This window comes from Bacillus sp. FSL W8-0519, assembly GCF_038005585.1.
GTDB classification, from domain to species: Bacteria; Bacillota; Bacilli; order Bacillales; family Bacillaceae_G; genus Bacillus_A; species Bacillus_A paranthracis.
Genome location: NZ_JBBOTL010000001.1, coordinates 1,023,146 through 1,045,471, shown reverse-complemented (window position 1 = coordinate 1,045,471; position 22,326 = coordinate 1,023,146). Strand labels below are relative to the sequence as shown.

General features: G+C 35.6%; 27 protein-coding genes. 9 read left to right on the top strand and 18 right to left on the bottom strand.

What is annotated here, in order from left to right:
* Nucleotides 1–62 precede the first annotated feature (62 nt).
* From NST14_RS05370 to NST14_RS05360, 3 genes are read right to left on the bottom strand one after another with little or no spacing between them, the layout of a single operon-like run.
* Nucleotides 63–434, bottom strand: a complete 372-nt coding sequence (locus tag NST14_RS05370; protein ID WP_229143266.1) for an ATP synthase subunit I — start codon at nucleotides 432–434, stop codon at nucleotides 63–65.
* 22 nt (nucleotides 435–456) lie between these two features.
* The gene (gene pssA, locus NST14_RS05365) at nucleotides 457–1,041 is read right to left on the bottom strand and encodes a CDP-diacylglycerol--serine O-phosphatidyltransferase (RefSeq protein ID WP_229143267.1); all 585 of its coding nucleotides are present in this window, start codon (nucleotides 1,039–1,041) and stop codon (nucleotides 457–459) included.
* Nucleotides 1,034–1,492 (bottom strand): MarR family winged helix-turn-helix transcriptional regulator, encoded by a 459-nt coding sequence (locus NST14_RS05360; RefSeq protein ID WP_000198928.1) that lies wholly within the window; start codon nucleotides 1,490–1,492, stop codon nucleotides 1,034–1,036. The genes pssA and NST14_RS05360 overlap by 8 nt, the downstream gene beginning before the upstream one ends.
* 444 nt (nucleotides 1,493–1,936) lie before the next feature.
* Here NST14_RS05360 and NST14_RS05355 point away from each other — a divergent pair, with 444 nt between their 5' ends.
* A complete protein-coding gene (locus NST14_RS05355; protein ID WP_000432376.1) occupies nucleotides 1,937–2,203 on the top strand; it encodes a YmzC family protein in 267 nt (88 codons plus the stop codon).
* Nucleotides 2,204–2,355: 152 nt separating this feature from the next.
* Nucleotides 2,356–2,466 (top strand): YjcZ family sporulation protein, encoded by a 111-nt coding sequence (locus NST14_RS05350; protein WP_000505679.1) that lies wholly within the window; start codon nucleotides 2,356–2,358, stop codon nucleotides 2,464–2,466.
* A 228-nt stretch (nucleotides 2,467–2,694) separates the two neighbouring features.
* Here the strand turns inward: NST14_RS05350 and NST14_RS05345 are convergent, their stop codons facing one another.
* Entirely contained in the window at nucleotides 2,695–3,690 is a 996-nt protein-coding gene (locus NST14_RS05345; RefSeq protein WP_229143268.1) for a hypothetical protein, read from the bottom strand.
* A 628-nt stretch (nucleotides 3,691–4,318) separates the two neighbouring features.
* Here NST14_RS05345 and NST14_RS05340 point away from each other — a divergent pair.
* The gene (locus NST14_RS05340; RefSeq protein ID WP_098320872.1) at nucleotides 4,319–4,714 is read left to right on the top strand and encodes a hypothetical protein; all 396 of its coding nucleotides are present in this window, start codon (nucleotides 4,319–4,321) and stop codon (nucleotides 4,712–4,714) included.
* A 281-nt stretch (nucleotides 4,715–4,995) separates the two neighbouring features.
* Here NST14_RS05340 and NST14_RS05335 read toward each other — a convergent pair whose 3' ends face one another.
* From NST14_RS05335 to NST14_RS05320, 4 genes are all read right to left on the bottom strand, one after another.
* Nucleotides 4,996–5,550, bottom strand: coding sequence for an HPP family protein (locus NST14_RS05335; RefSeq protein ID WP_001015678.1), 555 nt, complete (start codon nucleotides 5,548–5,550; stop codon nucleotides 4,996–4,998).
* Nucleotides 5,551–5,666: 116 nt separating this feature from the next.
* Entirely contained in the window at nucleotides 5,667–6,251 is a 585-nt protein-coding gene (locus tag NST14_RS05330) for a CGNR zinc finger domain-containing protein (RefSeq protein WP_001158426.1), read from the bottom strand.
* Nucleotides 6,252–6,603: 352 nt separating this feature from the next.
* On the bottom strand, nucleotides 6,604–7,386 hold the full coding sequence (locus NST14_RS05325; protein WP_098487702.1) for a hypothetical protein: 783 nt from the start codon (nucleotides 7,384–7,386) through the stop codon (nucleotides 6,604–6,606).
* 452 nt (nucleotides 7,387–7,838) lie between these two features.
* On the bottom strand, nucleotides 7,839–8,084 hold the full coding sequence (locus NST14_RS05320; RefSeq protein WP_000013680.1) for a hypothetical protein: 246 nt from the start codon (nucleotides 8,082–8,084) through the stop codon (nucleotides 7,839–7,841).
* A 198-nt stretch (nucleotides 8,085–8,282) separates the two neighbouring features.
* Here NST14_RS05320 and NST14_RS05315 point away from each other — a divergent pair, with 198 nt between their 5' ends.
* The 4 genes from NST14_RS05315 to NST14_RS05300 all read left to right on the top strand — a co-directional run bounded on the left by NST14_RS05315 (nucleotide 8,283) and on the right by NST14_RS05300 (nucleotide 9,969).
* On the top strand, nucleotides 8,283–8,408 hold the full coding sequence (locus tag NST14_RS05315; protein WP_000540377.1) for a YjcZ family sporulation protein: 126 nt from the start codon (nucleotides 8,283–8,285) through the stop codon (nucleotides 8,406–8,408).
* A gap of 220 nt (nucleotides 8,409–8,628) precedes the next feature.
* Entirely contained in the window at nucleotides 8,629–8,970 is a 342-nt protein-coding gene (locus NST14_RS05310; RefSeq protein WP_000683189.1) for a PadR family transcriptional regulator, read from the top strand.
* The gene (locus NST14_RS05305) at nucleotides 8,963–9,445 is read left to right on the top strand and encodes a hypothetical protein (RefSeq protein WP_000606986.1); all 483 of its coding nucleotides are present in this window, start codon (nucleotides 8,963–8,965) and stop codon (nucleotides 9,443–9,445) included. The genes NST14_RS05310 and NST14_RS05305 overlap by 8 nt, the downstream gene beginning before the upstream one ends.
* Nucleotides 9,442–9,969, top strand: a complete 528-nt coding sequence (locus NST14_RS05300; RefSeq protein ID WP_000661324.1) for a permease — start codon at nucleotides 9,442–9,444, stop codon at nucleotides 9,967–9,969. The genes NST14_RS05305 and NST14_RS05300 overlap by 4 nt, the downstream gene beginning before the upstream one ends.
* Before the next feature lie 40 nt (nucleotides 9,970–10,009).
* Here the strand turns inward: NST14_RS05300 and NST14_RS05295 are convergent, their stop codons facing one another.
* Nucleotides 10,010–11,485: an MDR family MFS transporter gene (locus NST14_RS05295; RefSeq protein WP_001057542.1), complete on the bottom strand. Its 1,476-nt coding sequence runs from the start codon at nucleotides 11,483–11,485 to the stop codon at nucleotides 10,010–10,012.
* A 142-nt stretch (nucleotides 11,486–11,627) separates the two neighbouring features.
* Here NST14_RS05295 and NST14_RS05290 point away from each other — a divergent pair, with 142 nt between their 5' ends.
* Nucleotides 11,628–12,203: a TetR/AcrR family transcriptional regulator gene (locus tag NST14_RS05290; RefSeq protein WP_000999280.1), complete on the top strand. Its 576-nt coding sequence runs from the start codon at nucleotides 11,628–11,630 to the stop codon at nucleotides 12,201–12,203.
* Nucleotides 12,204–12,347: 144 nt separating this feature from the next.
* Here the strand turns inward: NST14_RS05290 and NST14_RS05285 are convergent, their stop codons facing one another.
* Together NST14_RS05285 and NST14_RS05280 are read right to left on the bottom strand one after the other, a co-directional pair.
* Nucleotides 12,348–12,533 (bottom strand): hypothetical protein, encoded by a 186-nt coding sequence (locus tag NST14_RS05285; protein WP_229143269.1) that lies wholly within the window; start codon nucleotides 12,531–12,533, stop codon nucleotides 12,348–12,350.
* Nucleotides 12,534–12,707: 174 nt separating this feature from the next.
* On the bottom strand, nucleotides 12,708–13,475 hold the full coding sequence (locus NST14_RS05280) for a TSUP family transporter (protein ID WP_229143276.1): 768 nt from the start codon (nucleotides 13,473–13,475) through the stop codon (nucleotides 12,708–12,710).
* A 260-nt stretch (nucleotides 13,476–13,735) separates the two neighbouring features.
* On the opposite strand from NST14_RS05280, the gene NST14_RS05275 reads away from it, so the two are divergent.
* Nucleotides 13,736–14,521, top strand: a complete 786-nt coding sequence (locus tag NST14_RS05275) for a TrmB family transcriptional regulator (protein ID WP_000384608.1) — start codon at nucleotides 13,736–13,738, stop codon at nucleotides 14,519–14,521.
* 88 nt (nucleotides 14,522–14,609) lie between these two features.
* On the opposite strand, the gene dnaB is transcribed toward NST14_RS05275, so the two are convergent.
* The 7 genes from dnaB to NST14_RS05240 form a co-directional block, all read right to left on the bottom strand.
* Nucleotides 14,610–15,896 (bottom strand): replicative DNA helicase, encoded by a 1,287-nt coding sequence (gene dnaB / locus NST14_RS05270; protein WP_141101254.1) that lies wholly within the window; start codon nucleotides 15,894–15,896, stop codon nucleotides 14,610–14,612.
* The gene (locus NST14_RS05265; protein ID WP_229143277.1) at nucleotides 15,893–16,753 is read right to left on the bottom strand and encodes a DnaD domain-containing protein; all 861 of its coding nucleotides are present in this window, start codon (nucleotides 16,751–16,753) and stop codon (nucleotides 15,893–15,895) included. Before NST14_RS05265 ends, dnaB begins: the two co-directional genes overlap by 4 nt.
* Nucleotides 16,754–16,980: 227 nt before the next feature.
* Entirely contained in the window at nucleotides 16,981–17,277 is a 297-nt protein-coding gene (locus NST14_RS05260; RefSeq protein ID WP_229143279.1) for a nucleoside triphosphate pyrophosphohydrolase, read from the bottom strand.
* Nucleotides 17,278–17,329: 52 nt separating this feature from the next.
* Nucleotides 17,330–18,073: a MerR family transcriptional regulator gene (locus NST14_RS05255; RefSeq protein ID WP_164690533.1), complete on the bottom strand. Its 744-nt coding sequence runs from the start codon at nucleotides 18,071–18,073 to the stop codon at nucleotides 17,330–17,332.
* A gap of 8 nt (nucleotides 18,074–18,081) precedes the next feature.
* Nucleotides 18,082–18,333: a hypothetical protein gene (locus NST14_RS05250; RefSeq protein ID WP_229143281.1), complete on the bottom strand. Its 252-nt coding sequence runs from the start codon at nucleotides 18,331–18,333 to the stop codon at nucleotides 18,082–18,084.
* Between the two features lie 3 nt (nucleotides 18,334–18,336).
* Nucleotides 18,337–18,675, bottom strand: a complete 339-nt coding sequence (locus NST14_RS05245; RefSeq protein WP_229143283.1) for a DUF4870 domain-containing protein — start codon at nucleotides 18,673–18,675, stop codon at nucleotides 18,337–18,339.
* Nucleotides 18,676–20,478: 1,803 nt separating this feature from the next.
* A complete protein-coding gene (locus NST14_RS05240; protein ID WP_341118371.1) occupies nucleotides 20,479–22,221 on the bottom strand; it encodes a hypothetical protein in 1,743 nt (580 codons plus the stop codon).
* Between the last annotated feature and the right edge of the window lie 105 nt (nucleotides 22,222–22,326).

The following is a 22,326-nucleotide window of genomic DNA, read 5'->3' as shown; positions in this document are numbered from 1 at the left end:
CAAACTTTTTATATAATAAAAAAACCTCAAGTATATCATTCTATACTTGAGAGTTTACTCATCTATTCCTTCGCATCCCTCATACTGTAATACCCCAAATTAATAATAACCAAGAAATACCCACTCATAATTCCAGCAGCAAATGTCCACATGAATTCATGGTGTTCAATTTCATACATAATAATTGCGCCGAGAATTGCGGCTGCGAACCGGTTCATCATCCCGAGCATCGGTGCTTTTTCTTTTTTTACAATGCTATCCCCAAACTTTTCAATACGTCTTCCTAAAATCCAGGCGCAGTACATACTCACTAAAAGTCCAATGCTTATCCCTACGAACTGGGCTGAAAAAGGTGTCATCCACCATCCCAATAACATTACGCCTAGCAAACAATATATTTGTATGTTAAATGATCTTAATGCCATACGAATCATGTTCTGCTCCTTACCTTTCTCTTTAATTCCATCTTTCGGACTTCAAGCTTTCCGATATATCTTTTTTAAAATGAGGGAATTTGATTTTACTCACCATTAAATACGCGAGTACGCATGTGCCAAACGCTACAGAAACTGGATTATTCAGGAGGCATAAAATAAGAAGGCACATTGCCGCAAATGGAATGGGCATGCCGATAAAGGTTGGGAGTTTGCTTTGCTGCGTGTTAAATCTTGCAAGCCGAAGCATTCCGCAAATACTGTAAGCGAGTGCACATATCACCCCAACAGACTGCAGATCTTTTAACGCAACACTATAGGCAAGAATAGACGGCGCCACACCAAAGGTAACTAAATCCGCAAATGAGTCTAACTCTCCGCCAATTTCCGAAACAGCATCTAGTTTCCGAGCAATCATGCCATCAAACAAATCAAATACCATACCTGTAATAATGAACATGACTGCACCATACATATCGTGAACGAAAACAGCGTGAATAGCGAGAAGTCCACATACAAAGTTTGCTATCGTAATCATATTTGGTATGTAACTCATCACATGCTTCCCCTCCTTTTTACTCATTACCTCATCTAAGTTCTTACTCATTACAATCAAGATCCTTCTGTTTTTCTTCCAATATCACCTTATTTATTTTCTTTAACGTATCCGTCATTTGCTCTAAAGCACCGATATCAATTTTTGAAAAATACTTTTCAATTAATACATCATCTAGCTCAGACAACTGCTCCATATACTTACTACCGTTTGGACCAAGGGTAAGGAAATACTCCCTTTTATTATTAGGATTTACTTGTTTTGAAATCATCTTCTGCTTTTCCAATTTCGATAAAACTTGGCTCACAGCACTTTTCGATATATTAAAAGTTGTCGCAATGTGATTTGCTGTCGTGTTTTCATTTAAATGAATATGAAATAACATACTCTCTTGCTGCCCTGTAAGACCATACTCATCTTTCAACTCCTGAAATAGTAAAATGTAGAATTCATTATAGGCTCTGTTCATTTCATTAATTATTTCTTTATACGTTCTCGTCATAGCACTCTTCCTCCATGCTGTTATTTTGTTTCGTTCAATAGTTAAGTTCACTTAACTTAACTATATTATACTGTTATGTTTGTGTAAAGGGAAATCGATTTCTATCCATTCCTATAACACGGAATAAAGTATGCCATTTGCCTTTTCCACTGTTTTTCATTGATCAAATTCTGCTCTCTCTGGCATGATACATCTATCATTTCGAATAAATAAACATAATCATTACAAAAATTCCATATAGACCCATTACTGGTTAAAATGTTATAATAAAATCACCCTACATAGTTACTCATATTCCGATTGAGGAACTAGCGTCTTATTAAGCAATGCGCATAACTCAAATAAAAAAGACACTTTTTACAGTGTCTTTTTTATTTATATTCTATTCCTAAGAATTCTCTCTTTTACAAACAAAATCTATTACATGACAAAGGAGACTATCAAATGGAGAATACTGTATCAAGAGAACTACGTAACATACGTATATGCCTTATCATCTTGATCATTGTCATTGCATTTTGGGACCGTGAGAAACCTGTGGAAATCACTGACCATGGTGGCGATCCTACTTTAAAGGTCAGCAATATGACCCAAATTAGTGAGAATACCTTTGTCACTAAAGATGAATATGATCAAATTAAAATATTTAAGTTTAACCCAGACACAAATGAAATCAAACTAATAAAAGAGTTTTACGCTGACGAAGAGTAATAAAATCCATTGGACAGAAGGCACCTCAAGGTGTCTTTTTTATTTCCAAAAGGACCTGCTCACATTCATGCGTCAAACATAAAGTAAATAGAATCCGTTAAAAAAACACGAGTGACCCTTTGTTTTCCCCTCTTATTAAAGGAGGAACTATTATGGGATTTGGTGGTAGTTGCGGCGGAGGCTGCGGTTTTGCTGGAGGATTTGCATTATTAGTTGTGTTATTCATTTTATTAATCATCGTTGGAGCTGCTTGCTTCTGCTAAACAAACTATCGGAAAAGACACTCTTATATGGGTGTCTTTTCTTTATGAAGTAGAATGATGAAAAGACGGATTTACCAAGCTAAGCGACTTGTTGGTACTCTGCCTAAAAGAAGATATGTCTTTATGACCTGACTTCTTATTTTACTCGGCTACTTCATCTATTTTTTCATTTTAAAAATTCTACACATAAAAAAAGAAAGTGAGAAAAAACACTTTCTTTTTTAAAATCTACATATCTAACTTTTGTAAAGCACCAGTTTTCTTATTTACTCCATAGAAAACTGTTTCATGCTTAGACCAATCTGTTACTTTATATCCATATTGATCTTCAGTTTCAAATTCTTCTATATATACCGCAGTTCCAGGATGGCCCTGAGCTTTTAAAAATGAATTTACAATAGACAATCCCACTTTAAAATTAGGTACTTTTAGATTCGTAGCTTCATTATTCACATTTTCTTTATTACTTTTCTCTTCTACATTAGAAACTTCTTTTTTCACTGGTTCTGGTTTTTGTTGTTCTTCTTGTTTTTGTTCTTGTTTTTCAAGTTTTTGTTCTTCTTGTTTTTCAGCAATTTGCTTCTGTTGCTCTTCTCTTTTCTTTTGTTCTTCTCGTTTTTTCTGCTCAGCTAACTTTTTTTTCTCTTCTTCGTCGTTTACAAAAGATTTTACTTCTTCTTTAGCCTTTGTAACTATTTCTGACCACTTTTTTTCTTGATCTTTAATTAATGGATGATCAATAGTGAACTTCATAAGACCATCTTTCGTTACTTCATCAACATTACTTAATTCTTTATTTTTAAGAACTTCTTCAACCAACTTCATATTCTTTTCATTTTCTTGCAATTGCGATTGGAGTTCTTCTGTCTCTTTTTCAACACTTAATAAAGATTTTGTAATTTGTTTTTCAAATTGATGTTTAGGTAGCTTTTTTACTTTATCCATTTGCTCTAGTGTAACCTTTGGTGTTTCTGTTTTTTTCATATCATTTAAACGATTCATCTCTTTAGACAAAGTTTTTAAATCATCTGTTTTCTTATCTTGTTTTAACTCACTAGCCTCTGCATATAAATCATTAGCCTTCTTATAATCTTCTTTTTCCATTGAGGAATCTGCTCTCTCAATAATAGTATTCACTTTCCCACTTCCTAAGAAGTAATTAACTCCGAATCCTAGTGCTAAAACTAAGATGACCAATAATGGGATCCATAAAGCTTTTTTCATAAGTTTGTAACGCTCCTTGATTATTTTTTTATTAATATATAACATATATTAAAAGTACACTTCATTATAAACCACTATAGTGGAAAAATGAACCAAAAAAACTTTTGTAATATAATTTATTAGAAATTACTTAGCAGTTACAGTTAAGGGTAGCATCACATCACCATCAACTTAAACAATTGATTGTGCATCAATAATGAAAGAAATGTGCTGATCTTATGAATAATTGTAAAAAAGGGGGCATTTTCGTTATAGAGATGTTTCAAAATCTTAGCTTGATGGGCATGTGGTGCTACCCTCTGTTTTACTAAAGCTACATAAGCTTACAACATTTGTTCAAGAACAAGATGGTACTGAGAATTACCATCTTGAAAGTTTCTTATGAAATAATTAATCAACTTATAAATTATCATGTAAAAAAAGAATTAACTCTAGACCAGAAAATAAAATTACTTCTTTTTTCATTATCGGCTACTAACACATATTGATAGACAGATAGGCATGTGAAGTTTTCCCTAAATGCTGAGTAGATTCTTATAAATTATATTACAGAAGTTTTTCGTTCATTTTTTTGCTGTGGTGGTTTATAATAAGTTGTATTTAAATATAATGATAGGATGATTTAATAATGCAAGAATGTATTGACTGTGGAAAACCCATTTCAGTAAACGCTGAAATTTGTGTACACTGTGGATCAACAAGACCTCATAGTGATTTCGATTTTATATTCGATTTAGTATCTGCCGGGGTATTTTTAGTAGGAAGAGCGCTACAATTGAGTCCATTAATAATTCTTGGCGCTTTTTTAGAATATATAGTTTTTAAAGAGATAAAATATAGCTGGATATTTTGGACGAGTAGTGCCATTCTCTTTTTCATTTATTTTAAATATAGAAAAATATCCGTATTTTTATTCCCTATTATTCTTGGCATCATGATATGCTTTATGAGTATACTTTATGGATTTTTGATAGGTTTTGTCCTGCTCTTAGTTAACTACTATTACTATAAAAAAACACAGTAACCAGATATATAGTTGATACTCTAAAATAAAAAACACTCTTAATGAGTGTTTTTTATTTTAGAGGGACATGCACACCCCAATCAAACTGAGATAAGTTTATATACCCAAACAGGGATTTTATGATTATAAAAGATGTTAATATTTATCTGAAATCTTTATAAACTAAAAAGTATGAGAATCCGATCCTTTAGCCATAATTACGACTAAAGGATTTTTTTATATGAAAATTAAAACATAGTAAAAAACGGCATACTTACTCAAATTGTTTTTCACCTTATTAATTATATCCAAAAAGTTGGATAGCTTCTTTTACTACTCATGTTATTAATGAATAAAGCAATAACTACAATAACAAGGGAACCAACTAAAACTGGTGTTACTAAATAACTCCAACTGTATGCCCCTAAAATAACGATAATTGGATCAGCCCCTGCCGGAGGATGCGTTGTTCTCGTTAACATCATAACGGCTATTGCCATCCCCACTGCTAAAGCTATCGTCCAATATTCATTCCCAAACAAATGATATATTGATAGACCAATGAAAGTTGAAATCAAATGTCCTCCAATAATATTACGTGGCTGTGATAACGGTGCATTCCAAACTCCAAACGCTAATACACAACTCGCCCCAAATGGAGCCATTAACAATTCTGTAGAAGTTATACTCGTTAAATATGTTAAGGTGAGAATTGTTAAAAATCCCCCTAATAGTCCCGTCAAAGAGTCCTTTATGTTTACTTGTAACGGACTTCTTCCTTTCCCTTTCATTTTTGCAAAATATCGTACACTTATTGGTGGAGCCTCTTTCTGCTTAGCTGCTGTTATATGATTCATCATTCTCCTCCTTTATTTACCAATAATTATATTTCAAACAAACTAACTGGTCAATATTAATTTTAGGGGTTAGTTTGAAAATACATAAAAAAAGATCAACTGCTATAAGTTGATCCCTAAACTTCTTCACATTTTCGATCCTGGAATTTTGCTACCTTTTTTCGGTTCCCACATATTTTCATAGAACACCATTTTCGTTTCCCACTTTTATCTATAAATAATAAAACACAGTCGGGATTTGAACACCTTTTAAGAGAAATAAGCTTATTTTCTGTTATTAAGGTTAAAGCATCAAATGCAATTATCGATACAAGTACATCCTCAACTTCTCCAACTGGGACAGGTACTAGACGCTGTTCAATGACTTTATATGTAAAGGGTGCCTTCTCAATTTGTTTTTCTAAATACGTAATAAAATCATTAGAAATTTCGTGCTGATCAGCAATTGCCTCAAACTGTTTTCTCAGTACTTCTCTTGCCTCTAATATGCTAGATGTAACTTGATCCATTCGTTCTTGAATTCCTATAAGTGTTTTTTCATTCCAAAAAGGAAGATTAACCTTTATTACATATAGCCATTCTAATACATCTTCATCCGTTATTAATAAATCATAACGTTGTCCACGCCTAACTAACTCTGTATTCACTAAATCTAATGAGAGATTTCCACATATAAGCGGGAATTGTTTTGTTTCCTGCATGTACTCATCACCTACTCTTTAAATAATCATATTCCAAATTCATACAGAAGTACAACTTTTTTATTAACTGTAAAGTATGAAGATCAAAGCCTTTAGCCATAATTACGACTAAAGGCTTTTTTCTATATAACTAAAAAGGAGCTGACTGTATGGAGCATAATAAAAACGGAATGCTTGCTTTAATCGTTTTATTTGTAGGACTCGCATTTTTTGTTTTCGGTATGATTTATCATTTGTGGGGCACCTTTTAAATCGAAGAAATTTTATTTACTGGATATGAAAATGAAGAAGAACTTTCTTTACGAAAAGAACGCATATGAATTTTTAAAGAGGATGCAAAGATGCATCCTCTTTAATTTATCTTCCGTCCGAAAAATGTAAAAACAAAAACATCTTTTGTCCATTTTCCTTTCCCATACATATAAAATACGAATCCACTAATACTAGTTAGTATAATAAGCACAGCGAAATATATCCAATTTTTGTTACTACCATTCTTTAAGCTATCTATAATTTGCTCCTTAGTATTTCCAATATAAACAAATTCCCCATATCTACTAGGTAATTCTTTTATTACTTTTCCATCTATTGATCCAAGCACAACTACATTTTCTTTATTTTCTATTGCTCTAAATGAATAAAAGCGTTTATTTCCATCTGCTAACTTTGTAGCATTCGCCTGAATATCATTTATTCTTGTTGAAATTACATTCTGATCATTTAATTCCATAAAGGGAGTTTCCAGAGACACATTTTCTTTATTTATTAATTTTAATTCTTTATCTCCAATATGTATGGGTTCATTATAAAAAGCTGTTACTTGACCGTTACTCCATAAAGAACGATTTGGTGCAGAAGTCTGTGTATAGTATGTCGTTTTTTTCTTTTGAATTCGATTCACTACCGCATACCCATCAGCAAGTAGCGTTTCATCGCCTGTTACACGTTCAGCATATATCTTTCCCCTTACAAAATATATACCATTTGCAACCTCTTTTTCACTTGAAATCATCTGTATATCACCGAGTTCATTCCAGACTAAAAAACTATTTAAACTCCTATATCCATAAAACAAACATGCCATTAATAAAATGGTAAACATTGCCCCTATTTTAAATGTTGCCTTTTTATTCACCGGTTGTTATTCCCCCATATACTGCCAATACTTTCATCTTAATTATAATTTATAAATATTATTCATGTACATATATTAATCTTTTTCCCTAAGCTAACTTTGTTACCTCTAATTTAAGTAAACGTCAAATAACGCTGAACCCACACGCACATTTGGATTTTACTCTTCCATTTCAGATGATAATTTTTTTAGTCAGTAATATAGGCGATGAACCAATAAGTTCTGTTTTCCGCACCAAACAACTAAAATATACACATCAAAACATCATATAATTCATATATATGCAATATTACATAGAAAAATTTCATTATTACATGCTATACTAAAACAGGAGTCGACAATCGTTATTTTCTTCTTAGTTTTAAAGCAATATGGATATATACCTTCTTATCGCATTTGGATTGTACAAGCAAAAGAAGACATCTTACTAGATGTCTTCTTTTCTTATATTTTTATGAATTCCTTTGAGCAGATGCTCTCCAAGCACGAAAAGATGTTGGGTGTCCAGAATGAGCTCTTTGCTTTGCAGCAGCAACAGCTGGTTTTTCTTCAATAGTCTTTGGTTTTTCTTCCACAATCAATGATTTTTCTTCAAGAGTATTCACAGCTGTTTGCATTTTTTCCAGCTGTTCTTTTAAAGCTTGCTGTTCAATCTTTAAATCTGTAAGTAAACGTAAAATCATTTCAGAATTAGCCATAAAGATCCTCCTTCCCCCAATACACAGAATAAAATAGAATATGTCATCAGCGGAATAACGGTGACAAAAATAAGATCGTCAACTCTCTTAAAATCTAAGCACCTTTATTTTTCAAAAGGACCTGCTCAAGATTATCCGTAAAAACATAAAGTGAATTAAATCCATTAATTAATGGTCTTTATGGAAGGAGGAGTTAATATGGGCTATGGCGGTAGTTGTGGTGGAGGCTGCGGTTTCGGCGGCGGTTTCGCTTTACTTGTTGTACTCTTTATCTTATTAATCATCGTTGGCGCTAGCTGTTGGGGCGGCGGATTCGGCTGCTAAGGGGAGGCACTCTTGAGAGTGTCTTTTTTTTATGTTTTTGGATGTACAGCCCCTCCCTATCCGTCGTTTCCCAGCGCTAAAAAAACAATGTTTTTGTTATCTTCTCCCTCGAAATTCGTACATTTTGAAATTGACATAACACTTCATGCACCATATACTGTTAACAACAGTATACTGTCATTAACAGTATAAATCCTAATTCATTCTAGGAGGAAAACCCATGAAACATACAGGAAGACATACAGGTGCATTTCTTTTGTTATTTTTAGCTGAGGGCGATAACTACGGCGGGCAATTACTGCAAAAGTGCGAGGAAGAACTTCCCGTCAATCCAATCGATAGCGCCATTTTATATCGCACGTTAAAGAAATTAGAAAACGAAGGTGCAATTGAATCTTATGTAAGCACAGATCATCAAGACAAACCGAGAAAGATGTACAAAATTACGCCTGCTGGAAAGGAACAACTGGCGGATTTTCAAATGGATATTGAAGAAAAAATGAAGAACTTATCCTTTTTCTTAGGTAAATATAAAGACTTACAGGAATCCGATCATGATTAACGGCGTGATTCTTTACACGTTAGCCATTATTCTTACTGGGATTTCTTTTATGAAGGACCGCAAGAAAACGAAAGATGCTCTAATGAAGTCGTGGAAAATGTTTCGTAACCTTCTCCCTGCGATGCTCTCCATCATGCTTTTCGTTGGCTTATCGCTTTCTATATTAACGCCGTCCTTTATTTCTTCTATCATTGGAGAACAGTCCGGATTGTTAGGTATTATGTATTCAGCAATACTCGGCTCCGTTGCACTTATTCCAAGCTTTGTCGTATTCCCTCTTGGAAATACATTAGTCCAACACGGTGCAGGCCTACCTCAAGTTGCGGCACTTATATCTACACTCATGTCAGTAGGACTTACAACTTTACCGATGGAACAAAAGATATTTGGGCGAAGCTTTGCTTACGCACGTAATGCAGCCGCTTTGCTCATGTCTCTTCTATTCTCCTATATCATTTGGATGGTGATGGTATGAAAGAATTAAAAAGATATCGCTTCTTTTTCGTCTTACTACTCGGGCTCTTTGTATTAACTTTTATAAATCAATCTTTAGGGTGGAGTGCATTACAACTAACAGGGAATAGCATTTTAGATATGCTGTTTCTCCTCCCCCCTGTCTTACTATTTGTAGGGCTACTTGATCAGTGGGTGAAAAAAGAAACGCTCATGAAATATATGGGTGAAAAATCAGGTATATACGGAATCTTATTTTCTCTATTATTAGGAGGCATTGCAGCTGGTCCTCTCTACGTCGCCTTCCCAATTGCAGCACTATTATTAAAAAAAGGTGCAAGCATTCGATACATCGTATTTTTCTTAGGCGTTTGGACAACTGCGAAATTGCCAATTCTCGTGTATGAATTTTCTTCATTTGGAGCTACTTTTACACTCATTCATATTTGCTTTGGGCTAGTATTCTTCTATGTAATGGGGCTTATTTTTGAGAGGTTTTATAATCAGGAAGAGTTGCTAAGGTATGATGTTACGGAGGAAATGTAAAAGACATCTTTAATCATAAAGATGTCTTTTTATATAAACCTTAATTTTCGTTCTGTAAAACTCCCTTTACTTCTACTCCCTTTTTCTCTTCTTTTAAGAACAACGATACGATAAAAGCAACGATGATAAAGATTAATCCAAGTGCAAATGCACCTTGGAATCCTGACGTTAAACCATTTAACTTCTCTACTGGGTCCATTGGGTTTGCGGAGCTTTCCATATACTGAGTTGTTCCTGAAGACATTTTTGAAATAAAGATAGCCGTACCAATTGCGCCAGCTACTTGCTGCAGAGTATTAAACAACGCTGTTCCGTGCGGATATAGGTCTGGTGTTAATTGATTTAAACCGTATGTTTGTGCTGTCATGACAAACATGAGTCCAACCATTAATACGCTGTGCATAATAATAATTTGTAACATTGATGTGTCAGGTGTAATGCCTTTAAATAAGAACATTGCAATCCCTACTAACACAATGCCGGGAACGATAATAACTTTCGGACTAAATTTATCGAATAGTTTACCTGCAATTGGTCCCATTATAGCGCTAATAATACTTCCCGGAAGCATGATAATTCCTGATTTAAAAGCTGTAACGAGTAAAACTGTTTGCAAGAACATCGGTAATAAGGTCATCGTTGAAAATAAGGACATCATCACAATGACAATTAATCCAACTGATAATGTAAACATCGGAACTTTAAATGCGCGTAATTCTAAAATTGGATTCTCAATTTTTAATTGTCGAACGACAAAAATACATAATGAGATAAGCCCAACAATTAAAGTGCCATATACTTTCGCATCGGACCATCCTAAGTCACCTGATGCACTAAAGCTATACACAAACCCGCCAAATCCTAATGTCGATAAAAGGATAGATGGATAATCTACTTTTGGTCTTGTTAACTCTGAAACATTTTGAATGTACTTCATTCCAATCATAATTGAAATGATCACGATAGGAATAACAATATAGAATAACCAGCGCCAATTTAATGAATCCACAATTACTCCAGATAATGTAGGGCCAATTGCTGGAGCTGCCATCATCACAAGTGCGATTAATCCCATTGTGGCACCACGTTTTTCAGGCGGACAAATAATTAAAATCGTATTCATTAATAACGGTGAAATTAACCCTGTCGCTACAGCTTGGACGATACGGCCAATTAATAAAACAGAAAATGTCGGTGCAAATCCCGCAATTAATGTACCAGCTAAAAACGTTACCATAGCGATCAAAAACATCTGTCTCGTTGTAAGCCATTGCTGAAGTAACGCTGTAATTGGGACTAAAACCCCAACCACCAACATGTATGCTGTAGAAAGCCATTGAATCGTTGAAGCTGTTACACCGAATTCTTTCATTAATACTGTTAACGCATTACCAAGTAACGTTTCGTTTAATAATGCAACCATTGCCCCTAAAAGTAATGCAATTAAAATGGGGGTATGTTTCATATTAGAAGTATCAACTTTGCCACTTGCAGGGCTCTTAGTTGTCATATTCATTTGCAGATTCTCCTCCTGTTTCTTACTTAAAAAACTTTAAATATACCTAAACACATGTAATATAATATACATATGTAGATTAAAAAGGGAGAATCAATTTTCAGCCACTGTATATTTAATCTACAAAAAAGGAGAATTGTAGATGAACGATAATGAAAAACAAATTGATTTACGTATTAGACGTACACATAAATTACTATGGGATTCCTTATTTGAATTAATGACGCAATCAAAACAGAAATATAGTACCATCACGATTAACCAAATATGTGATCGCGCGATGGTACACCGAACAACCTTTTATAAACACTTTGAAGATAAAGATGCTTTATTAGCCTTTGGATTTAAACGATACAGCAAGATGATTGCTGAAATACCCGTTTCAGATCGATTAAGTAAACCATTTCAAGTAATGGAACAATTTCTACACCATGAAGAACTCGGTAAAATATTAGAGACGCAAATGTCTGATGAACAATTTATTAACCGGACACAGTATTTAAGTCACGAAACGAGAAAACAAGAAATAGAAGCGTTATATCAACTGCGCAAAAATCATACGATGCCAAATGATTTAATCATTGAATTTTATTCAGGGGCAATCACCTCATTAAGCGCATGGTGGTTTAAAAATGAAAGAAAAGTTTCTGCGGCTGAAATGGATAGGTATCTCCAACAACTTATTAACCGAGATATTTTTCAGTTTGAAAAGGAATAAGACTACACCTTTTCAATCATGCAATCAAATTGACCCAAAAATAGGAATATGATATATTTTCCGTAGAATACTATATAAGTGTAACAGCGAATAAATTGGCATATAATAAAAAGAAGAGATGCGCTAACATCTCTTCCTTAACTGCTACCGTATAGGGTGGTGGTTATTATAAGTTATTATTTTTTTGCGAACCCCACCCTTTTGCTTCCTACGGCGCGGAGTGGTTTTTTTGTTGTCCTTATCCAGAAATTGCTTCTGCAAAAAATACGCTGAAACTTCGCGCACAGTTGCTTTGACAAACTCTTTTACAAGATCAAACAAAAAGTCCATATTATCACCTCCTTTCCTTCCGAATAGAAAGAAGGGATAACCACCCACCCTCACAATACGCAGTTGACTTTATTTTATCAAATGATTGTAAAGATATTATGTAAATAAAACAAATGAAATTTTATATGGAAAAATATGAGTTTATATTATTTTCATTCTCTTCACTTAGATTACTTACTGAATATAGTCATACAGATTTTTCGCTAACAACAAACAAGTTACGGTAATGAAAAGGGCGCGAACATACCCGCTTCCTTTTTTTATAGCAAATCTGGATCCGGCGATTCCTCCAGCAATTTGAGCAATTCCCATTATGAATCCATACACATAGTTTACTTGACCTACATACATAAACATGAACAATGCACCAACGTTACTTCCTAAATTAAGAAACTTCGCCGTACCTGCTGCTTTTAAAAAATCATACCCAATGAATAAAAGAGCAAACATTAAAAATGAACCTGTACCAGGACCTAGAAATCCATCATAAAAACCAATAATAAAAATAAAAAAGGTAAAAATAATGACGTGTCGACCAGACAATTTTTTATGAGTGGAAATACTTCCCCAATCCTTTTTGAATATCGTATAAATAGCGACCACACCAAGCATGATCAGCATTAATGGCTTCAGTACTTCTGGATTCATTAAATGAACGGTCCATGCCCCTATTATGGAACCTATGAAAGTGATTGGAAATAATTTAAACGCCGATTTCAAATCAAGATTACCAGAACGATAAAACACAATATTACTAGTGGCACTTCCCATTGTCGATGCTAATTTATTTGTGGCTACTGCACTTGCTGGATTCAATCCTGTAAATAATAAAGCTGGTAAGGCGATGAGTCCGCCACCACCTACAACTGAATCAATAAATGCAGCCACAAACCCAAAAACAATCAAAATCATTAATACAGATGGGTCTAAATAAAAATCCATACTAGTAGCCTCCCCTTTAGTCACTATTGTAATAGTAACTATCAATTTGCTAAATGTAAAGAGTTATTGTAACGTTGAAATATAAAGTGAAACTTTAATCAGTGGGGGTTTTGTTCATCCCCCACTGATTATTAGTTGAACCAATCGGGCTTTTACGGGCAGTTGATCCCCCACCTAACTTCTTTGCTTCCGCTGAATTTTGAGGCGGAGGTCTTACTGCCCGTTAAAGCGGGATAAAAGCAAACATCGGAGGAAAAAAAGTGGACTACATAGTGCAACAGCTTAAAAAAATTGGTTTTAATGAATATGAAGCTAAATCTTATGTATCTCTTGTTAAACAAGGGCCTGTCACAGCCTATCAAGTAAGTAAAGATTCGGGTGTCCCAAGAGCGCGAATTTATGAGATTTTGGGTAACCTTGTAGAAAAAGGAATTGTCATGAAGGAAGAAATAAATGACACCACTCGCTATTCACCTCTACCTGTTGAAATCTTTTTACAAAAGGCTCAATCAGAATGGCAGTCTACTTATGAAGGAATCAGTGACTCATTAAAAAAACTAGAAACTTCCGAAGAAAAAACGGATAATCGAGTCATTACTTTAAAAGACAATCAAACAATCATTAGCTACTGTCAAACATTAATAAAAAAAGCAGAACGACGTATTGTCATTTCAATGTGGGATGAAATGTATGAAGCGTTAAAAGAGGATCTAGCTGAGGTAGCTGATAAAGTCACAGTACAAGGCATTACCTTGCATGTTGAAAATCCTATTAAAAATCTAGAAGCCCATCGTATAACAACTTATACAGAAACCCTCTCTACAGAGCATTGGTTTATTTTATCAATAGATTCTAAAGAAATGATTTATGGACCATCACTTGAAGAGCGTAATATTGCTTTTTATACAGATGACCCCGTTCATATATACTTATTAGAGGATTATGTATGGCATGATGTTTTAGTAAATCGACTTGTCCGACGTAGCCAAGATGACTTGGAGCAGTGGATTACTGCGGAGAGACGATCTTTCTTTATGGGGAAATAAGGAACATATTCAAAAAATAAAGCATAAGTGAATACAGTGGAAAACTTATGCTTTATTTTATATACAAAGTAATACTCAAGTCTTTTCACTATTTCCCCTCCACAAACCTCCCAAACTCCTTCAAAAACCGCAACTTAAAACTCCCCACAGGTCCATTCCGATGCTTCGCCACATGAATCTCCGTCATCTCTTTCTGCTTCGTTTCCTTATCGTAATAATCTTCGCGATACATAAGCATAATGACATCCGCATCTTGCTCAATTTGCCCTGTTTCTCTTAAATCAGATAAAAGAGGACGCTTATCTTGACGCGACTCTACAGAACGAGACAATTGCGACAATGCTACTACACAAACATTTAACTCACGTGCTAATAACTTAAGTTTACGAGAAATCTCACTAATCTCTTGAAAACGATTGCCCTTATGCTTCGGATCGCCCGTAATAAGCTGCAAATAATCTACAATAATTAAAACCTTTTTATCACCGTGCTTCCTCTTTAACTTACGAGTTTGCATCCAAATATCTTGCACCGTAACCCCTGCATTGTCGTAAATCTCAAGAGGTAACTCACCAATCTCCGCAAACGCCTTACTCACCCTTTCCCAGTCTTCCATCGCAAAACGATGCTTCGGATTTTTCAGCCTACCTCCTGACACTTCACCTACGCAAGAAGCTACCCTTTTCAATAATTGCTTACTACTCATCTCTAACGAAAACAACCCAACCGCCGCGCCAGACTTCGCCGCATGCAGTCCAACATTTAGCGCAAACGCTGTCTTCCCCATCGAAGGACGAGCACCGAGAACGACAAAATCTCCTTCCTGCAATCCGCACGTCATTTTATTTAGCGATGTATAACCCGTCTCAATACCAGTAATCTCTTTCGCATCTTGATGAAGCTCTTCATATAAATCAACTAGCGCATCCTTCAAATCAAACTCACATACACAGTCCTTCTCCTCTAACTCACAAAGTGCCGTAATCGTCTCACCAATAATTTTCTCACTCTTCTCTGCAATAAGACGCTCTCCCATCTTGTGCCCAAGAACACCCGCCTGATACATTTTCCAGGCACCTCGAACAAGCCCCTCATAATAAGAGAAGTTGCTAGTAGTAGGCACACCATCCATTAACCCTATAAAATACTCCATTCCCCCGATCCCCTTCAAAAACTTCGGATCCACTCTAGAAGTGAACGTCACAAGATCAATCGGTTGCCCCTCATCTTCCATCTTTCGCATTAACTGAAATATAGACTTATGCACCGGCATAGAAAAATACTGCTCCGTCAAACGGCACTCCTTAATAAGCTCTCCATCAAGTAATAGAGAGCCTAACACCGTCTTTTCCGCCTCCACATTTTGAATACTCATGGACGCCACCCGCGCTCCGCTAAAAAGCGCTGCAACTCTTCCTCAGACGGCGTATTCTTCTCCCACTCCTCACACCTCGCCAAAAACTCCTCCGTCTCCCCCGTACTAACAGACGACCCCTTCTTCCGGAAATTCGCAGCATCCGCCTCAACCTCACACACTTTCGTAAACCCTTTCCCGTACCAACCACGCAAAATCCCCTTCACATAAGCCATCTTCCGATTTTTATTCTCATACGAAATTTGAAGAGCCTTCAGCACCAACTCCTCTGACAAATCATTCATCCATGCATTCAATTCCTCCACCGTAAAAGGAGACAAACTACCAAAATGTTGCTCATAAAACGTGAACACCTTACTTCCCGTCTCTTCCTGAACAACCTCTTCTTCCTCTTCTTCCTCACAAGCCGGCTCTACATCATCCATAGCCAAATCACCAGGCATACCGAAATGCGCTAACAGCATCGGAACATTCAGCTCCTCCTCTACGCACTTCTGAAGAAACATATGTACAAACTCCTTATTCTTCACACCCTTCAGCTCACGAAGCACACACTTCTCCACATTCGTATTTGTTACCGGATTATAACGAAGCCAATTCAAAACGAATAACTCCCGCGTATCCGCATCATAAAGAATCTTTCCATAATCAACAAAGCGTTGCACAAGCTTATCAACAGTCTCCCGATTATAACCCGTCTCCATCTCAGCTAACCGCTTCGGAAAAGGAAAAATCCCACACTGCGTCGTCTTCGAACAAGTTAATAAGTACACATAAAAATACCGCTCCTCCGGCGTCAAATCCAAAACAAAATCATCCTGCCAAAAATTCACCTGCACAGTACGATACACCGCCATCCCAATTCCTCCCGTCCTAATTCAAAAATGAAAATTTCCTCTTTGTACTATATATAGGAAGGAGGGCTGGGTTTTTGGCGTGTTATTTCAAAAATTTTTTCGACTCCTACTACGGTGTTTGTTGGTGTTTTTGTTTTGTTATGTTTTTTCTTAGTGATTTATTACTTGGTAGGGGCTTGTAAGGGGCTTAGGAGGGGCTAGTTATCGGTTACTTCGATTAGAAACACTCAATCTGAGAAGCCACCTCGTTCTTCTGCTTTCTTTTTTCGGATGTTATTGATTTCTTCTAATGTTGTACCTTCATGTTCGGCTAGGGCGTTTATTAGTTCTAGTAGATCGGATAGTTCTTCTAGTTTATGTTCTTTAGTATTTGCTTCTAGATATTCGGTTAGTTCTTCTTCTGTTTTTTTGCAGATTTCTTTTATGTATTCTTCTTCAGGTAGGATTCTTGTTGTAGGTGTTTTTCCGTTAGCTTTTATTATTTGTGGGATTTTGTTTCGGATTAGTTTGTTGTAGGTTGGCATGGGATTTTCCTCCGTTTGGTTTTTCTTCTATTATAATGGAAAAGCAGTTTAACTAGTTGTTAAACTGCTTCATTGCTACTTTTATATAGTTTTCTTCTTCAGTTGTGAAGAGAGCTGGGAATTCGGATAGTGGGAGGTTTGATTTTGGGATTATGTCCTCTATATCACTTTGAGGTGTATCAAAATAGTTCGTTACCTCTTCTATTACATTGAAAAATTCCTTCAAGGTAACTTGAACGTCATAATGACTCGGATCCTTCTCTTCTTCCTTATACTTTTTCAACTTCCCTATTGCATCCATAAAACGCCGATCAAACTTTTCTTTTAGTTCCTTATTATTATAAAAAGCTCGAACACTATCCGTTGAAAAGTGTTCCTCTAGCCATTCCTTATTTTCTTTCTCCCAAATAAAAGTTTGCAGAAAAGAAGAAAACAAAGCAACATTTACTCTTTCTTCCTTTTGAAACTTCTTCGTCATCTCATCCATATGCGAAAGCACCTTCGCAATTCTTTCTTGCTCTGCCAACAGCATCTCTCTTTGAAAATGCATTTGTCTTAAAAATTCTTCCTTCTCTATATCACGCTGCAATATAATATTTTGAATTTCACCAAGCGAAAAACCAAGATGCTTAAATGATTGAATTTGCTGCAGCACATACAAATCATCTTTCGTATATAACCGATGTCCGCCCTCAGTATAATCGCTCGGTTTTAATAAATTAATCTTGTCATAATAACGAAGCGTCCGTACCGTAACATCCCCAACATTTGCAAACTCACTAATCATCCACGCCATATCATCACCTACTCCGCTAACTTCTCTTGCACATACTGAAGCATACGAGAAAAACTCATCTCATTCTGCCTACAATATTGAAACAAACCTACAACAAGCAATAAAAAAGGAACATTCCCTCTATAACGATTTTCATACTCACTAATACCATCATAAAAGTACTCATACTTTCTTTTTCGTAAAACAATATAAATTGCAATAAACAACACGGCAATCATAATAGAAATTCGCTTTCCCCTTATTTCCACTTCTTGTTTCATCACCTATTCTCCTTCCAATGCATACTTATCTTCTTTAAATAACGGAATTCGAATGAAATAACGATACGGTTCGTTACGTATTACTTTCCACGCAACAATAATTACTTGAATTACCTCAAAGGCAAACACACTCCAAAACAAAACATCACTAATACGCGAACTAATATTAAATAGAAGAAAGATTAACAAATGAAAGTTGAAAGCCTTTCGGCAATGGTATTTGTACACCTCATTTTTACGTGCCAGTGTGATGTACATGAGTAGTGGTGAAAAAATTCCTATTGCAGCTGAGAGTAATAGCATGATGATGGTGTTCCTTTTTTCTTTTGTGGTGGTTTTCATGAGTGGTTTGGTCCCCCCTTTTTGATTTGTCTTCTTTAGGTTAGGGGGTGACGTTGGGGGAGGTGCAAGAGGATTGTATAGAAAAAGTTTGGTATCACTAATATAGAGATAAAACAAGACCTTTACCTTGACAGGGTGGAGATCGTGAGTTCGAGCTTCTCCAGGATCATAGTCGTAGAAACTATGTCAAATTAACGTTTGATGCGGTTATTATTTGTTTACCTTCATACTATATAAAGCTAGTGGTCACAGAATTGGTCGCATTACCTACAAAATCTCGTCTATTTTGTTAACAAAAGACAACGAGTACACCTTACTCGCTGCCTCTATTTCATTATTGATCACAAAATAGATTTACACTATATTGTGACTTCAAAATAAATAAAATGGTACTCAATTTTAAATATTGATTCTGCAAAAATTAACATTTTTAAAACAAAAAAACTTCAAGATTGTATGAAACACCTATAATAAAGACTTTTTTCTAAAATTATGTGAACAGAGACTTACTTGGGAGTAAGTTAGAAAAACAAAGACTCCTAAAGCATGAAAGAGTTTTGTATGATGGGAAATAGTTTGATAGAAGTCTCCTTGTGACCGCAGAGTAATCATTTTTCGTGAATATAATTCTGATAAATGATTATTAGAAGGATGTGAGGAAAAAGATAAAGTACTAATAATGAAGAGGCAAGGCCCCCACTATCATCGGCGCTGAGAAACTTAACTTGGATCAAAGTAGATCCTTTGGTTCCCCCTGGTTCGGTATGGCCCCTATATTTTTCAAAAATTCCATCTTGCTCTTTCATCCGTGTGCTTCATTCGTATTAGAATATTCTAGAATAATTTATGCAGCTCACGCGAAAATTTTTTAAAAAAATAATACTCTTTACGTTTGTTGAAAAGTAAATATCCAGAACAATACAAACAGCCATTAAACATAAAGTTCCAAAAAACATAAGTAACAGGACTACAATGCCATATCCTACATCTTTAAGTTTATGAATTCCCAAAAAAACTCCGACGCAAACAATGGCGGTAACAATAGTATTAATTACAATTTTAATACTTAGAAAAAACAAAACCATTAATAAACTTAACATTTTATCCCTCTCCCTATTAGGAGCTGGATAAATCTTCTTTTTAACCACTTTCAAATGCAGCTTTGGGGTGGGGTCGGTGTGTGCCTTTCTCGCCATAATCACCAGACATTAATTATACAAAATATTAAATAAGTATTAAAAATTATTTTAAGTAATAGCCAACGGGAATTATACATTTATTCAAATCATGTAAATAAAATGACCATGATGCGCAAAATCATACACTTATAAATCGATATTACTAATCAGTATGGCTACTGTACAGAAATTGCACAGAATTTCTAGAAATAATGGCACTAGCAGATTTTATTTGTACAAATAAACATTCTACCCTTGCATTACTGGACTTAATAGAATCAATTTATATAAAAATACTGCATAAAAAAGCGTTCAGAGAATTGACAGGGTGAAGCCCCCCCTTGCAGTACAAGGAGGGGGGCTTTATGTAGCAAGTCTTTATCTTTTTTTGAAAGATAAATTTTTTGCCTCTTGATCAAGATTTGTTGAACCATTTCGTTTTTGTAAAGAATAAATATTTTAACAGCTGTATAGAAAATATACAGCTCCCTTATTAAATGACTATGTTACTCTAGTAGCGCGTAAGAAGCCAGTCTATGATTAGAACAAGCTTCTTACAAATCGTGCATTCAGAGAACGCTTACTAAAGTTACCTCTTTTACATGTAAGAGAGCAGAAAGAAGATTTACCTTCCGAAAATATCAGTATTTAACACGTTTCCGTCATAATTTCGATTGCAGACAGGACAGTGAACATCCCACTGATTGGGTACCTGCCAATTATAGTTTCCGAAGGCATATTTCATTAAGTCTATACTTCTATATTCCAAGGGATGACCTTGTCTATGTCGACACGTATTGTCCACCCACACATCACCGTCATTTGGACAAATATAAGTTTGTTTGTATCCTTGGTCTTGTACATCAGCCATATCACCACAGCTCATGCATAGTTTCTTACGTTTTCCAAAGTAATGAAATAGCCGCTTAAAGTACACATTTAAATTTTCTGTATCTCCTGGCAGCACAGAAAAGTGACTAATTGTATACACAGCATCATGATTGACATTCCAATGTGTTGCATGTATATCTGTGTGCACCAAGGCCGCACTCTTCATACATACCTGGTCATTCTCAATATTATTTAAGTAACGGTAACATGACCTTTGTATATCATCCACGATTACATCCTGATTGAGTTGCTTATATGGCTTGTACTTGGCATCAAGTGTATGTCCTTGCCAATTTTGCCCTCTTTCTGCCCGATACAAAATCAAATAATCCGGCTTTAGGTTCCCGCCTTGCACCTCAATATACGGTTCATAATAGATGAAACATTCACCGCTTCCCTCTTTAAAAGGAAAACAATGTCTCCAGCCACTAACAGTTTTATCTTTCATATACTTGTTTACCAGTGATTGTATCACACCTGTAAAATCGAACTTAACCCTATACAATTGCTGCAGAAACTTTAATAAAATCCAAACTTCATACAAATGGGGCGAACTTACCATTGCCTCAATAAATTCCTTTTCTGTAGGCTCCAGTTGAGGCTCCAGCTGTTCAAAGCGTTCATACAATTCATATACAGCACCGTAAGAACAATTATGAATAAAGTTATGTGTTAATTCAGGCGTAATCGGCTCAACATCAAAGAGAGGTTCATTTAGCATAGCATCAATGCTTGCACAGCACTGTTTCCATATTACTTCACGCTCTTGAAGTTGGTTCAACTCCTTCTCAATGATACTTACACGTTTTTGGATATGTTCCCTTATATTCATATTTCCTACAGAACCAATACGGTATCCTCGCTGCTGTTCATTTCGTCCCGCGTTTAGGAAATTAACAAATGGATTTGAGCTACCCGATCTCCTACCTAAATGTTCCAGTGTCTGTTTACGACCTTCCAATCCTTTATATAGGTGCTGATATGCAGAGTGCTCAACCAACATCTCCCGTACAATCCGCTCTTTAATTATTTCTAACATGTAACGAATCATACGATGCTCATCTACATTCGTTTCTCGTATCGTAGTGGACACGGACAACTGCTCCCGGAATGGAAACATCACTCCTTCTAAAATGGTCCGTCCATCCCACCTATTAATATGAGAGCGCGAAACTCTCATCCTTGTCCGTGTGAGATGCTCGATTGGCTGACCGCAGATTTCGTGGATCCACTCTTTCATTTCTTTAACCAATTTAACTAGCTCTTCAAGAGGGAAGAGTGGCTGCTGCAGTTCCTTTAAAACATCTCCATTTTCAGGACTGAAAGCAAGCCACTCAAAAAGACTCCTAACCTCTGCCGTCATAGTTTGATACTGCTCATATGTCATATTACATGGCAAGACAATGACACGTTTCTCCTCTAATGTTCTGCCTTGCGCATCTAAAGCTAAAACTTTCCATTCCCCACAGGCATTCATGCCAAAGCATGTTTCGGAGCTCTCTTGGTATCCACCTTCAAACCAATACTTCCTCTTCTCATACCAAACATCAGGCATACTCTTCGACCTAGTCAGCAGGACCTC